The 13,626-nt window shown below is 64.5% G+C and carries 12 protein-coding genes; 9 read left to right on the top strand and 3 right to left on the bottom strand.

Annotated elements, in window-relative coordinates; all coding sequences use genetic code 11:
• The first annotated feature begins 151 nt into the window (after nt 1-151).
• On the top strand, nt 152-898 hold the full coding sequence (locus tag RT131_RS08030) for a response regulator (protein WP_313171850.1): 747 nt from the start codon (nt 152-154) through the stop codon (nt 896-898).
• Nucleotides 898-1,965 (top strand): ATP-binding protein, encoded by a 1,068-nt coding sequence (locus RT131_RS08025; RefSeq protein WP_313171848.1) that lies wholly within the window; start codon nt 898-900, stop codon nt 1,963-1,965. The genes RT131_RS08030 and RT131_RS08025 overlap by 1 nt, the downstream gene beginning before the upstream one ends.
• A gap of 39 nt (nt 1,966-2,004) precedes the next feature.
• Here the strand turns inward: RT131_RS08025 and RT131_RS08020 are convergent, their stop codons facing one another.
• Entirely contained in the window at nt 2,005-3,393 is a 1,389-nt protein-coding gene (locus RT131_RS08020; RefSeq protein WP_313171847.1) for an FAD-binding oxidoreductase, read from the bottom strand.
• Between the two features lie 203 nt (nt 3,394-3,596).
• Here RT131_RS08020 and serA point away from each other — a divergent pair, with 203 nt between their 5' ends.
• Nucleotides 3,597-4,838: a phosphoglycerate dehydrogenase gene (gene serA, locus RT131_RS08015; RefSeq protein ID WP_313171923.1), complete on the top strand. Its 1,242-nt coding sequence runs from the start codon at nt 3,597-3,599 to the stop codon at nt 4,836-4,838.
• Between the two features lie 280 nt (nt 4,839-5,118).
• On the opposite strand, the gene RT131_RS08010 is transcribed toward serA, so the two are convergent.
• Nucleotides 5,119-5,664, bottom strand: coding sequence for an NUDIX hydrolase (locus RT131_RS08010; RefSeq protein ID WP_313171845.1), 546 nt, complete (start codon nt 5,662-5,664; stop codon nt 5,119-5,121).
• Nucleotides 5,665-5,852: 188 nt separating this feature from the next.
• On the opposite strand from RT131_RS08010, the gene RT131_RS08005 reads away from it, so the two are divergent.
• From RT131_RS08005 to RT131_RS07980, 6 genes are all read left to right on the top strand, one after another.
• Nucleotides 5,853-7,328 (top strand): amino acid permease, encoded by a 1,476-nt coding sequence (locus RT131_RS08005; RefSeq protein ID WP_313171843.1) that lies wholly within the window; start codon nt 5,853-5,855, stop codon nt 7,326-7,328.
• Nucleotides 7,329-7,406: 78 nt separating this feature from the next.
• On the top strand, nt 7,407-8,852 hold the full coding sequence (locus RT131_RS08000) for an amino acid permease (protein WP_313171841.1): 1,446 nt from the start codon (nt 7,407-7,409) through the stop codon (nt 8,850-8,852).
• 431 nt (nt 8,853-9,283) lie between these two features.
• On the top strand, nt 9,284-9,931 hold the full coding sequence (locus RT131_RS07995) for a methylthioribulose 1-phosphate dehydratase (RefSeq protein ID WP_293705864.1): 648 nt from the start codon (nt 9,284-9,286) through the stop codon (nt 9,929-9,931).
• Between the two features lie 28 nt (nt 9,932-9,959).
• Entirely contained in the window at nt 9,960-10,514 is a 555-nt protein-coding gene (locus RT131_RS07990) for an acireductone dioxygenase (RefSeq protein WP_293705863.1), read from the top strand.
• A gap of 148 nt (nt 10,515-10,662) precedes the next feature.
• Complete coding sequence (gene mtnC, locus RT131_RS07985) at nt 10,663-11,361, top strand: acireductone synthase (protein WP_313171838.1); 699 nt, start codon at nt 10,663-10,665, stop codon at nt 11,359-11,361.
• Between the two features lie 192 nt (nt 11,362-11,553).
• Nucleotides 11,554-12,063, top strand: coding sequence for an MgtC/SapB family protein (locus RT131_RS07980; protein WP_313171836.1), 510 nt, complete (start codon nt 11,554-11,556; stop codon nt 12,061-12,063).
• 137 nt (nt 12,064-12,200) lie between these two features.
• Here RT131_RS07980 and RT131_RS07975 read toward each other — a convergent pair whose 3' ends face one another.
• Nucleotides 12,201-13,358, bottom strand: a complete 1,158-nt coding sequence (locus tag RT131_RS07975) for a metallophosphoesterase (protein ID WP_313171834.1) — start codon at nt 13,356-13,358, stop codon at nt 12,201-12,203.
• Between the last annotated feature and the right edge of the window lie 268 nt (nt 13,359-13,626).

The raw sequence follows: 13,626 nt of genomic DNA, 5'->3' as shown, positions 1-13,626 counted from the left end.
GCGGCCGTAATCCATCGAATGATCATCACTGGGGGTGGTACTGGAAAGCCTGCGGGAACGCAGGCGCGCAGTGTGCCGGGCGATGATGGGGTTTCGATGGAGGGAATGTGGAGATAGCATGGAGGCAAGAACCTTTCGGCCCGACCCGGTAATGACCGCACTGCCACCCGCCGCCATGATGGCGCAATGGAATCGTTCCGCTGATGCACTTGTCCTGATCGTCGAGGACGAAGCCGAGATCGCCGACATCATCACCGCCTACCTGGAGCGGGAAAAACTGCGCGTGGTGCGTGCAGCAGATGGCCGCACCGCACTCGAGCTGCATCGCAGTGCCCGCCCGGACCTGGTGCTGCTGGACGTCCAGCTGCCCGGTATCGATGGCTGGGGCGTGCTGTCGCAGCTGCGCCAGGGCAGCGACACGCCAATCATCATGCTCACTGCCTTGGACCAGGACCTGGACAAGCTGACCGCACTGCGGATGGGTGCCGATGACTACGTGGTCAAGCCGTTCAACCCGGCCGAAGTCGCCGCCCGGGTACGTGCCGTACTGCGCCGCACGCTGCACGCCGCACCGCGCCCTGCCATCACGGTCCTGCGGGCAGGCCCGTTGCTGATCGACTCACAGACCCATTCGGTGCATGTCGAGGGTGAGGGCTACAGCCACGAGCTGCTGCTGACGCTCACCGAATTCAAGCTGCTGCATTGCATGGCGTTGGCCCCGACCCGCATCTTCAGCCGCAGCGAACTGATGCACCAATGCCTGCCCGAGAGCGAGGCGCTGGAGCGCACCGTCGACAGCCATGTCAGCAAGCTGCGCCGGAAACTCGACGACGTGGGCGTGGCCAACATGCCGGCCAGCGTGCGTGGCGTGGGCTATCGCCTGATGGCGGATCGCTGATGCGCCGCCCCGGGCTCAATCGACACATCATCATGTCGATGTCGCTGATGGTCATCAGCGTCATCGTGATGATGGCGTTCTCCTCCTGCCTGCTGTACGCGATCCTGGTCGAGTCGTATCCGGCCAACGCGCTGGAATTGCAGGAATGGCTGCCGACGGGTCCGGAACTGGCCTGGATGGCGATCGTCACTGTCATCGGCCTGGCGCTGGCACTGGCCACATCGATCCGGCTCACGCATCGCATCGTGTCTCCGCTCAACACCTTGATGGAATCAGTCCGCGCGCTCGCCGACGGTAATCTGGATGCGCGCGCCAGCGCCAGCGACGACGCGCTGGACGAGATCGCCCTGCTGGTCGAAGACTTCAACACCATGGCCGCGCGCCTGCAGCATATGGACCGCGAACGCGCCCTCTGGCACGCGGCGATTGCACACGAACTGCGGACACCATTGACCATCCTGCGCGGCCGCCTGCAAGGCCTGGCCGACGGCGTGTTCCAACCGGACGAAGCACAGTTCCGCAGCCTGTTGTCGCAGGTTGAAGGGTTGTCGCGGCTGATCGAGGATCTGCGCGTACTGGGACTGGCCGGCAATGGCCGGCTCGACGTGCGCCGCGCGCGTACCGACGTGGTGCAGGAGGTGCACTCGGTGATGACCCTGGTCGATCCGGCTTTCCGCACTGCGGGCTCGGTACTTGAACTGGAAACCCACCGCGACGAACACCCGGCTTACTGCGACCCCACCCGTCTGCGCCAGGCACTGCTCGCCCTGCTGGAGAATGCGCGACGTTACGCCAGCCCGGGCCGGGTGAGGATCTCAATCCTGGACGGCAAGGACCACGTGCAGGTGGCCATCGAGGACAACGGCCCCGGCATCGATGCCGCCTTGCAGCCACACGTCTTCGACCCTTTCATGCGCGGCGATGGTTCACGCTCGCGCCAAGGCGGCGGCAGTGGGTTGGGACTGGCCGTGGTCAAAGCAATTGCCGATGCCCACGGCGGCCAGGTTTCCTGCGGCAGCGGCGCTGGGGGCGGCAGCCGTTTCGTGCTGGAACTGCCGCGCGAGTAAGCGCCCGTTTCAGAGGCACCGACCGACGCAGCTGATCGATCAGCGATCGAACAGCTTGCCCGGGTTCAACAGCCAGTTCGTATCAAAGGCATGCTTGACCCCACGCATCAACGCGACTTCCGCGTCGCTGCGGGTGCTGGCCAGGTAGGCCTTCTTGACCAGACCGATGCCATGCTCGGCCGAGATGCTGCCATCAAAGCGGTGCAACACCTGCGCCAGCAGCTTGGTCACGTGCTCGCACTGGCTGAGGAACTCGGCATCACTGGTGTCATCGGGCTTGAGCACATTGATATGCAGGTTGCCGTCACCGATGTGGCCAAACCAGACCACCTCGAAATGCGGGTAGGCGCCATTGATCAGCGCCTGGGTCTCGGCCAGGAACGCCGGCATCGCCGAGATCCGCACCGACACGTCGTTCTTGTACGGTTTGTAGCGCGCCACCGACTCGGTGATGCCTTCGCGCAGGCGCCACAGCTGCTGTGCCTGTGCCTCGCTGGTGCTGATCACACCATCCAGCACCCAGCCCTGCTCCATGCAGTACTCGAACGCCACCAGCGCGGCGGCTTCGCCAGCCTCGTCGGCGGAGGCGTATTCGGTCACCACGTAGTAAGGGTGGATGTCCTCGAACGGATACTGCGCACCGTGCGCGGTGACGTGCTTGACCGCCAGATCGGTGAAAAACTCGAAGGCCTCCAGCTGCAGCCGCTCGCGGAAGGCGGCAAACACCTGCATCAGCACTTCGAAAGACGGCAGCGCCAACACCATCACATTGGTGGCCGGCGGCGGGTCGGTCAGGCGCACGGTGGCCTCGACCACGATGCCCAACGTGCCTTCCGAACCGATCATCAGCTGGCGGAAGTCGTAACCGCTGGAATTCTTGATCAAGCCCTTGTTGAGCTCGAGCAGCTCGCCATTGCCGGTAACCACCTTGAGCCCGGCGATCCATTCGCGGGTGTTGCCGTAACGGATCACCCGGATGCCGCCTGCATTGGTGGCGACGTTGCCGCCGATCGAACACGAACCGCGCGCGGCGAAATCCACCGGATAGATCAGCCCATGTTCCTTGGCGGCGTTGTGCAGTGCTTCCAGCGGCATGCCGGCCTGCACCACCAGGGTGCGGTCCACCGCATCGAACGCCAGCGCCTTGTTCATGCGCTCCAGGCTGAGCACCAGCTCGCCATTGGCAGCCACCGCGCCACCGGACAGGCCGGTGCGGCCACCGGAGGGCACCACGGCCACCTTGTGTTCGTTGGCCCAGCGCATCACCGCCTGTACCTCTTCCACACTGCCCGGCAGGGCGATGGCCAGCGGCGCCGGCGTCCAGCGCCGGGTCCAATCGCGGCCGTAGTGCTCCAGGTCGCCAGCGTCGGTCTTCAGACGCAGCTCGGGGCAGGACTGCAACAGGGTTTCCAGGCGCGGATCGGTCATGGCGGTGTTTCGGCGGCGTGAAAGCCGCCAAGCGTGACAGCCCGGCCGCGTGCCGTCCAGTGTCCGTAGTGAGGCCTCACGCGCGCCGTGGATTTCATATGAAACCTTTTACCATCAAGGCCTTGCCGCGTTGCGCAGCGCACAAATCGGCGCGCCGATCTGGCATAGTTGGCGACCTACCCACCTTCGCCGCCGTACACGACATGTCGCCCAAGAAGACCTCGTTCCCGAAGCAGGACATCCGCGTTTTGTTGCTTGAGGGGGTCAGCCAGACCGCCGTGGACGTCTTCAAGGCGGCCGGTTACTCGCAGATCGAGCTGTACAGCAAGTCACTGCCGGAAGAGGAGTTGAAGGCGCGTATCGCCGAAGCCCACATCGTCGGCATCCGCTCACGCACCCATCTCAGCGCCGAGGTGCTGGCCGAAGCCAAGCGCCTCATCGCGGTCGGCTGCTTCTGCATCGGCACCAACCAGGTCGACCTTGAAGCCGCCGAGCTTGCCGGCATCCCGGTCTTCAACGCGCCCTACTCCAACACCCGTTCGGTCGCCGAACTGGTGATTGCCGAGGCGATCATGCTGACCCGCGGCATCCCGCAGAAGAACGCCGAATGCCACCGCGGCGGCTGGTCCAAGTCGGCCGCGGGCAGCCATGAAGTACGCGGCAAGACCCTGGGCATCATTGGCTACGGCCACATTGGCACCCAGGTCGGCGTACTGGCCGAGGCACTGGGCATGCACGTGATCTTCCACGACATCGAAACCAAGCTGTCGTTGGGCAATGCACACCCGGCCATCAGCATGGACGACCTGCTGGCGCGCTCGGACGTGGTCACCCTGCATGTGCCGGAGAACGGCTCCACGCAGTGGATGATCGGCGCCGAACAGCTGGGCAAGATGAAGAAGGGCGCGCACCTGATCAATGCAGCGCGCGGCACTGTCGTCGATATCGACGCACTGGATGCGGCGCTGCGTTCGGGCCATCTGGGCGGCGCCGCCGTGGACGTGTTCCCGGTCGAACCCAAGGGCAATGGCGACCTGTTCGAATCGCCGCTGGCCGCGCATGACAACGTGATCCTGACCCCGCATGTGGGCGGCTCCACCCTGGAAGCGCAGGAAAACATCGGCGTGGAAGTGGCCGCCAAGCTGGTGCGCTACAGCGACAACGGCTCCACCCTGTCGGCGGTCAACTTCCCGGAAGTGACCCTGCCCGAACACGAACAGAGCCTGCGCCTGCTGCACATCCACCGCAACGTGCCGGGCGTGCTGTCCAAGATCAACGAGATCTTCTCGCGCCACAATCTGAACATCGACGGCCAGTTCCTGCGCACCGACCCCAAGGTCGGCTACGTGGTGATCGACATCAGCGCCACCGAGGAACAGGCCGCGGCCATCCGCGAGGAGCTGGCAGCGATCCAGGGCACCCTGCGCACCCGCATCCTGTACTGACGCCCCCGGTAGTGCCGAGCCATGCTCGGCAGGGGCTCTCCTGGCAACGTCAAAACCAACCCCTCCCCAACCCTCCCCTTCGCTACGCGAAAGGGAGGGGGCTGTCGTGCCGAGCCCTGCTCGGCAGGCGCTCTACCGGTCCCGTCGGGGATATTGTGGGATCGGGGATATTGTGGGAGCGGCGTCAGCCGCGAAGCTGATGGATTTCCAGGTTGTGGGAGCATTGCCGGCGATCGGTCGCTGCCTGCTTCGCGGCTGACGCCGCTCCCACATGCCCGTTCTATCTCTGCAGCCACCGGCTTGCCATCCGCCGCATGGATTCATCCTGGTCATTGGCGATCTCGGCCACCGACCGCCACGCCAACTCCAGCGATTCCTCGCTGACCACGAACCGCTCGTCGCCACCGGCCATCACTACATAGCGCACGTCATAGTGCCAATGCCCCGGCACTTCCCTGCGCTCGGGAATCCAATGCTTGTCCAGATCAAAGATCGCCCTTGACGCCAGCGCCAGCCCCTGCAGGCCCGACTCCTCCTCGGCCTCACGCAGCGCCACCGCCGCAAGATCGTGGTCACCGTCAGCATGGCCTCCCGGTTGCAACCAACGCTGCAGTTTGCGGTGGTGGGTCAGCAAGGCGCGGTCGCCATCGGCACTGACCAACCAGGCGCTGCCGGTGAAGTGTCCAGCCAGCCGTTCGCGGGTGAATGGATCCACTCCCCCCTCCTCAAGCAGGGTAAGAAATTCCCGTGCCAGTTCGTCATGTTCCCGATGTCGCTGGGAATAGTCCGTAACTGCCTGATGCAATTGCCGATCCTCTGCAAGCATGACTGTAAGCACATCCCATCTTTTCAATCCGGCGGCCATTATCGCTGTCCATGTTGCAGTTGCGCTTGTCGAGTTTCTCCACCTTTGGCAAGGTAGGGTGGTTGCCGACCGTTCAGCTTGCGTCGCCAAACAAACGGCCCCGTCGCCCCCGTGCGTTCGGGCCAATACACAGCTCGGGAATTTGCGGAATGCTTAAAACACTGTTGAGGGTCAAACCGGTCGAACCGGCCGCACATGTCGATGCCGGCGAACCGATCGAAGGCAGCCTGCAGGGCGAAGCCACACTCAAGCGCACCCTCACAGCCCGGCACCTGATCCTGCTGGGTATCGGCGCGGTGATCGGCGCCGGCATCTTCGTGCTGACCGGCCAGGCTGCGGCCAACCACGCCGGGCCGGCGGTGATGCTGTCCTTCGTCTTCGCCGGCATCGCCTGCGCCCTGGCTGGCCTGTGCTACGCCGAGTTCGCCGCGATGATGCCGGTCTCCGGCAGCGCCTACTCCTATTCCTACGCCACCCTGGGCGAAGGCATGGCCTGGTTCATCGGCTGGTGCCTGGTGCTGGAATACCTGTTCGCCTCGGCCTCGGTGGCAGTGGGCTGGTCGGCCTACCTGATCAGCTTCATCACCACCACGCTGCATATGCCCTTCCCCGACGCGCTGTCGGCGGCGCCACTGGCCTGGACCGGCAGCGAGTTCGTCAGCTCCGGCAAACTGTTCAATCTGCCTGCAGTATTGATCGTGGCGGCCATCACCGGCCTGCTGTATGTCGGCGTCACCCAGTCCACCTTCGTCAACGCCGTGATCGTGGCGATCAAGATCACCGTGATCTGCCTGTTCGTCGGTTTCGGCATCCAATACATCGACCCGGCCAACTGGCAGCCCTTCATCCCGCAGAACACCGGCACTTTTGGCGAGTTCGGCTGGAGCGGCGTGTTCCGCGCAGCCACCATCGTGTTCTTTGCCTATATCGGCTTCGATGCGGTCTCCACCGCGGCCGGTGAGACCAAGGACCCGCAGAAGAACATGCCGATCGGCCTGCTCGGCTCGCTGGCGGTCTGCACCCTGGTCTATATCGTGGTCTGCGCGGTCCTGACCGGCATGCTGCCCTACAACCTGCTGGGCACCGACAAGCCGGTGGCCACCGCGCTGGAGGCCTACCCGAGCCTGTCCTGGCTCAAGACCGCAGTCGAGATCGGCGCCATCGCCGGCCTGTCCTCGGTGGTGCTGGTGATGATGATGGGGCAGTCGCGCATCGCCTACACCATCTCCCGCGACGGCCTGTTGCCGAAGATGTTCGGCAAGGTCCATCCGCGCTTCCGCACGCCGTACATCAGCACCTTGGTGGTCGGCGTACTGGCCGGCGCACTGGCCGGACTGGTGCCGCTGAACGTGCTGGGTGAACTGGTCTCGATGGGCACCCTGCTGGCCTTCGCCACGGTCTGCATCGGCGTGCTGGTGCTGCGCCGTACCAAGCCGGACATCGTGCGCCCGTTCAAGGTCCCCGCCGCATGGCTGATCTGCCCGCTGGGCGCACTGGCCTGCCTAGCCTTGTTCATGCAGGCCTTCGTGGTGCATTGGCACCTGTTTGTTGGCTGGACCGTGCTGGGCCTGTTCATTTATTTCGGCTATGGCATCCGTAACAGCAAGCTGAACAAGCAAGCCTGATCCACGCCCTGACCGGCGCCCTGCGCGCCGGTTTTCTTTTGCGCGCCTGCCGCGCACCGATGAGCGAAGACCCGAAACATGTTCAAGCAACTCTGGGCCACCAAACATCCGCACGCCGCACACGAGGAAGCCAATGGCCTGAGCCTGCGCCGAACCCTCGGCCCCTGGGGGCTGACCGCGCTGGGCATCGGCGCGGTGATTGGTGGCGGCATCTTCGTCATCACCGGCCAGGCCGCGGCCAACCATGCCGGCCCGGCCATCATGCTGTCTTTCGTGCTGGCGGCCGTATGCTGCGCCTTCTGCGCCCTGGCCTATGCCGAGTTCGCCTCGATGGTGCCGGTTTCCGGCAGCGCCTACACCTATACCTACGCCACCTTCGGCGAGCTGTCGGCCTGGTTCATCGGCTGGATGCTGGTGCTGGAATACGGCGTATCGGCCTCGGCGGTGGCGGTCAGCTGGACCGGCTACTTCCTCAGTTTCCTCAATCACTTCGACATCCACCTGCCGGCGGCACTGGTCAATGCACCGCTGGATGCGCAGCTCAAGCCCACCGGCGCGATCGCCAACATCCCGGCGGCGATCCTGGTGCTGCTGCTGACCTGGCTGTGCTACGTGGGCATCAGCAAGTCCTCGGCAATGAACATGGCCATGGTGGTGCTGAAGACCGGCCTGATCATCCTGGTGATCGTCGCTGGCTGGAAGTACGTGGACACCAGCAACTGGACCCCGTTCATCCCCGCCAACGAAGGCCCCGGCAAGTACGGCTTCGAGGGCGTGCTGCGCGGCGCGGCCATGGTGTTCTTCGCCTACATCGGCTTCGAGGCGGTGTCGGTGGCGGCCCAGGAGTCGCACCGCCCGCAGCGCGACCTGCCGATCGGCATGCTGCTGTCGCTGGTCATCTGCACTGTGCTGTACATCGCCATGGCGGCAGTGATGACCGGCCTGGTGCCCTATCGCCTGCTGGGCACCGCCGAGCCGGTAGTCACCGCGGTTGCCGCCCACCCGCAGCTGGACTGGTTGCGCATCATCGTCGAGGTCGGCGCCCTGATCGGCCTGGCCTCGGTGGTGCTGGTGATGGTGATCGGCCAGCCGCGCATCTTCATGATCATGGGCCGCGATGGCCTGCTGCCGCCGGTGTTCACCAAGATCCACCCCAAGTACCGCACGCCGCATATCAACACCGTGATCACCGGCATCGGCATCGCTCTGCTGGCGGCGCTGTTCCCGCTGGACATCCTGGGCGAGCTGACCTCGATGGGCACGCTGATCGCCTTTGCCGCGGTCTGCGCCGGCGTGCTGGTCCTGCGCCGCACCCAGCCGGACCTGCCGCGTCCGTTCCGCATCCCGATGGCCTGGCTGATCTGCAGCCTGGGCGTGCTGAGCTGCATCGGTCTACTGACCGCGATGACCCTGCACAACTGGATGCTGATGGGTATCTGGACGGTGACCGGCTTCGTCATTTACTTCCTGTATGGCATGCGCCACAGCAAGCTGAACGCGGCGAACAAGGCCAAGCGCGGCTGAGTTGCCTGCGGTGAAGGAAGCCAAAGCCCGGGAGCGATCCCGGGCTTTTTCGTTATCGGGTAGTCCGCATCCCCCGTAGCCCGGGTAAGCGAAGCGCACCCGGGAGCTTGGCGACAGGCATCCGCGGACGGCTCCGGGTGCGCTTCGCTTACCCGGGCTACGGGGCTGCGCTCGGCCGGGCTGCGACACTTGCAAGACGGACCTGCTCGAAGGGCCCCGGGTGCGCTTTCGCTTACCCGGGCTACGTACTGCGCTTGGCCGGGCTGCGACGCTCGCAAGACGCGCCTGCTCGAAAGGCCCCGGGTGCGCTTCGCTTACCCGGGCTACGCGGCTACGGGCCGTGGCTGGCAGTTTCCTCCTTATTCCATGCCAACATCAGTTCCATCCGGATACATGCATGAACCTTGGGGCGTTCTTAGTAGAATGGCGGCATGAACGCGCCTACTGTCCCCTACGACGCCCAGCGACTGAGCGAACTGGCCCAGCTGCTGATCGACAACATCCGTGAACTGGCCCAGGCCGGCTGGACGCCTGCCACCAGCAGCAACTTCTCGCACCGGCTGGACGACAACCATGCGGCCATCACCGTGTCCGGCAAGGACAAGGGCCGCTTGATCGAAAGCGACATCATGGTGGTGGACTTCGACGGCAAGGCCGTGGGCCGCCCGCTGCGCCCATCCGCCGAGACCCTGCTGCACACCCAGCTCTACGCTCGCTTCCCGGAAGTGGGCTGCGTGCTGCATACGCATTCGCCGGTGCAGACCATCGCCTCGCGCCTGTATGGCAGCGACGGCCATATCCGCCTGGAAGGCTATGAACTGCTCAAGGCCCTGCACGGCAACGCCACCCACGAAACCGCGGTCGACCTGAAGGTGTTCCCGAACACCCAGGACATGGACGTGTTGGCCGCCCAGGTCGAGGCCGAGCTCGACAAGGGGCCGATGTGGGGCTACCTGATCGACGGCCACGGCCTGTATGCCTGGGGCCGCGACATGGCCGAAGCCCGCCGCCACCTGGAAGCCTTCGAGTTCCTGCTGCATTGTGAGCTGGAACTGCGCCGCCTGCGCGGCCACGCCTGATCTTCTCCCTTACTACGTCGAGTCCCCCATGAGCCGACTGCGCATTTTCAACGACACCGCCCCGGACGCGCCGCTGCTGGACAGCCGCGACGGCACCGTCATCGCCGCCGAACTGAAGAAGATCGGCGTCACCTTTGAACGTTGGCAGGCCAAGCACCCGGTGGCTCCGGGGGCCAGCCAGGAAGAAGTGTTCACCGCCTACCGCGAGGACATTGATCGCCTGGTCGCAGAGCATGGCTTCAAGAGCGTGGACGTGGCCTCGATCGCCCCGGACAACCCGGCGCGCGCCGAGATCCGCAAGAAGTTCCTCGACGAGCATTACCACAAGGAAGACGAAGTGCGTTTCTTCGTCGCCGGCTCGGGCCTGTTTACCCTGCACGTGGACGACAAGGTCTATGAGGTGGAATGCGTCAAGGACGACCTGATCGCCGTCCCCGACCGCGTCAACCACTGGTTCGACATGGGTGAGGAACCCAGCTTTGCCGCCATCCGCTTTTTCACCGAGCCGGACGGCTGGGTCGGCCACTTCACCGGCACCGACATCGCCCAGCGCTTCCCGCGCTACGAGCCCAGCGCGGCATAAGCCGCTGCTTCGCTTGAGCCCCTGCTCTGCTTGAGCCCCTCTCCCGCCAGAGCGGGAGAGGGGTTGGGGTGAGGGCAGCTCTACGCTGTTCAAGCCTCAAACCAATCGCACAACGCGCGAGCAAGAATGCCGCGCAGGACCCGAAAGCATGACCATCAAAGCCATCCTCACCGACATCGAAGGCACCACCTCCAGCATCTCCTTCGTCAAGGAAGTGCTGTTCCCGTATGCCCGCAATGCCCTGCCCGGCTTCGTCCAGGCCCATGGCAAAGAGCCGCAGGTCCGCCAGTGGCTGGACGCGGTGGCCACCGAGATTTCCGCCAGCGCCTGCCAGGACGAGGTCATCGTCGAAACCCTGCAGGGCTGGATCGACCAGGACCGCAAGCACACCGCACTCAAGGCACTGCAAGGCATGCTGTGGGACAGCGGCTACCGCAACGGCGACTACACCGCCCATCTGTACCCGGAAGTCGCTGACGTGCTGCGTGGTTGGCAGGCCAGCGGCCTGCCGCTGTACGTGTACTCCTCCGGCTCGGTGCCGGCGCAGAAGCTGTTCTTCGGCTTCAGCGATGCGGGTGACTTGAACAGCCTGTTTTCCGGCAACTTCGACACCGAAGTCGGCGGCAAGCGCGAAGCACCCAGCTATGCGCATATCGCCAAGACCATCAACATCGACCCGGCCGAGATCCTGTTCCTGTCCGACGTGGTCGAAGAGCTGGACGCCGCCCGTGAAGCCGGCCTGCAGACCGTGCTGGTCGACCGCCTCAGCGACTACCCGCAGCCGCGCACCGGCGAAGCCACCCACGGCCACACCCGGGTCGAGCGCTTCGACCAGATCACGTTTTGATCGTTTGAGCGATAGACAGAAAGACGGCCCCCGCAAGGGGCCGTCTTTTTATGTAGTGCCGGCCGGAAGGATCTGATCCGGGCGGCGCAGATTTCACGCCAGCAGCACATCGGCATCACTACCGGTAAAGCAATCCCTGCGCACGATCACCACCATCGCCCGCCCTTCGACCGCAACCAAGGACGCCTACGCATGAGCATCACCGAAGAAATCGGTCAGGCGCTGGCCGCCGAATTTGCCATTCCCGATGTGGGCACACTGACCGTCATCGTCTCGCGGCTGGCCACCGCCATCGTGCTAGGCGGACTGCTTGGCCTGGAACGCGAGCGCAAAGGGCGCGCCGCCGGCTTGAAGACCCATATCCTGGTGTCGGTAGGTTCGGCGCTGTTCGTACTGGCACCCTTGCAGATGGGCATTTCGGGCGCCGATGTCACCCGCGTGATGCAGGGCATCGTCTCTGGCATCGGCTTTCTCGGCGCAGGCGCCATCCTCAAGCTCGACAACGAGGAACGCATCCAGGGCCTGACCACCGCAGCTGGTATCTGGATGACGGCCGCCATCGGCATGGCCGCCGGCATGGGCATGGAAATGGTGGCCTTCATCACCACGATTGCCGCTTTGGCAGTCGTGAGCACGCTACCGAAACTGATGCCCGACAAACGCAGGAATGTTGGAGACAGCGACGCTGACCTCGATACCTGAGCGAACTGACGTCGGACCCTGCTTTTTGTGGGAGCGGCATAAGCCGCGAAACAAGCGAATCATCAGATCGCCAAGCTGCCAACAGGCTGAGCAACGCCAGTTTCGCGGCTCACGCTGCTCCCACCAGTACGGAGTGGTTACTTGGCTGGGCTGCGCAGCACCAGCACGTCGATGCTGGAAGGCACGCCAAGACGCGCGGTGAAACCATCCCACTGGCCGACGCCGCTGCTGACGAACAAGGTCATGTCCTGCACCCGGTACTCGCCACGCACATAGCCGTGGTTGAATGGCGCCACCACCCAGCGGTCGAAGCCCCACATGTGGCCACCGTGGGTATGCCCGGATACCTGCAGGTCGATCGCGCCGGTTGCGGCAGCTGCACGCGCCTGCTTCGGCTGGTGGGCCAGCAATATATGGACGTCGCTATCTTGACCACCGGCGACCACGGCTGCCATGTCCGGTGCCAGCCCACCGTGCATGTACGAGCTCGGCTTCAACGCCGCCAGATCACCGATGCCCGAGACCGCCAGCCTGCGGCCGTTGATGTTCAGCAGCGCGGTCTGGTTTTCCAGCACGCCCAGCCCCATCTGCCGGAAATGCGCCATCCAGGCGCTGTAGTCGTAGTAGTACTCATGGTTGCCGGGCGCCAACCAGACGCCATAAGGCGCCTTCAACTGCGCCAGCGGCGCGGCAAATCGACCGCTGTCCTCCAGGCCGCCGTCGGCCATGTCGCCGGGCAATACGATCATGTCAGGTTTGACCGCCAGGGTCGCATCGACGATGCGCTGGGTACGCCATGCGCGTTTGACCGGACTGATATGCAGGTCGGCCAATACCGCCACACGCAGACCGTCCATCTCCTTTGGCAGGCTCGGCACGACAAGATCACGTTCGTGTACCTGCGGTGGCTTGAGACCGTTGTAGATGCCCAGCGTGGCCAGCAACACGATTACCAGCGCCGCACCCTGATTGAAGCCGACGCCGTGCCAAAACGTTGCCATGCGTGATGCGCGCGGCAGCAGGCGTGACAGCAGCCAACCGGCTTCGCGCAGCAGCACGAACACCAGCACCAGCATGAACATCACCAGCACCCAACCAAATACCAGCTGGATCCAGGCTTCGACCGAATAGCTGAAGATGTCCAGCCGCCATAGCGTGGCAAAGCCCAGGCCGATCAAGGCCAACGCCAGGCTGATGCCGGTGCGCCAACGGCGCTGGGAGGTGGACAGGGGTTTGACCGGCCACCAGAACAGGATGGCCAGCAGCGGCAGGAGCAGCGATACGATAAGAGTCATCAGCGGTACGCGGTGGATGAGCGAAGCAGGCCCGCGATCAGACCGCCAACAGGCTCGGAAGATTCCCCTGCACTGTGCCACGCCGGGGCTGCCTGGCGCAGGGTTGCCATTGGAACACTACGTAACCCCAACCTGCTGCATGTAGTGCCGAGCCATACTCGGCAGGGGCTTTCCCAGTCAACCCAGGACAGAACCGGCAATCCCGCCTGCAACAGGTCGCAGACACCGCTGGTAAGGCCATTGCCGAGCATGGCTCGGCACTACCGGG

Source organism: Stenotrophomonas sp. (assembly GCF_032066555.1).
In the GTDB taxonomy this organism is placed as follows: domain Bacteria; phylum Pseudomonadota; class Gammaproteobacteria; order Xanthomonadales; family Xanthomonadaceae; genus Stenotrophomonas.
The sequence above is the reverse complement of the archived record's forward strand: the minus strand, read 5'-3'. Positions and strand labels throughout refer to the sequence as shown.

What these genes read in the sequence shown, in the direction of transcription:
- RT131_RS08030 (WP_313171850.1), top strand. Translation starts at nt 152, where the DNA reads ATGACCGCACTGCCACCCGCCGCCATGATGGCGCAATGGAATCGTTCC.
- RT131_RS08025 (WP_313171848.1), top strand. Translation starts at nt 898, where the DNA reads ATGCGCCGCCCCGGGCTCAATCGACACATCATCATGTCGATGTCGCTG.
- RT131_RS08020 (WP_313171847.1), bottom strand. Translation starts at nt 3,393, where the DNA reads ATGACCGATCCGCGCCTGGAAACCCTGTTGCAGTCCTGCCCCGAGCTG.
- serA (WP_313171923.1), top strand. Translation starts at nt 3,597, where the DNA reads ATGTCGCCCAAGAAGACCTCGTTCCCGAAGCAGGACATCCGCGTTTTG.
- RT131_RS08010 (WP_313171845.1), bottom strand. Translation starts at nt 5,664, where the DNA reads ATGCTTGCAGAGGATCGGCAATTGCATCAGGCAGTTACGGACTATTCC.
- RT131_RS08005 (WP_313171843.1), top strand. Translation starts at nt 5,853, where the DNA reads ATGCTTAAAACACTGTTGAGGGTCAAACCGGTCGAACCGGCCGCACAT.
- RT131_RS08000 (WP_313171841.1), top strand. Translation starts at nt 7,407, where the DNA reads ATGTTCAAGCAACTCTGGGCCACCAAACATCCGCACGCCGCACACGAG.
- RT131_RS07995 (WP_293705864.1), top strand. Translation starts at nt 9,284, where the DNA reads ATGAACGCGCCTACTGTCCCCTACGACGCCCAGCGACTGAGCGAACTG.
- RT131_RS07990 (WP_293705863.1), top strand. Translation starts at nt 9,960, where the DNA reads ATGAGCCGACTGCGCATTTTCAACGACACCGCCCCGGACGCGCCGCTG.
- mtnC (WP_313171838.1), top strand. Translation starts at nt 10,663, where the DNA reads ATGACCATCAAAGCCATCCTCACCGACATCGAAGGCACCACCTCCAGC.
- RT131_RS07980 (WP_313171836.1), top strand. Translation starts at nt 11,554, where the DNA reads ATGAGCATCACCGAAGAAATCGGTCAGGCGCTGGCCGCCGAATTTGCC.
- RT131_RS07975 (WP_313171834.1), bottom strand. Translation starts at nt 13,358, where the DNA reads ATGACTCTTATCGTATCGCTGCTCCTGCCGCTGCTGGCCATCCTGTTC.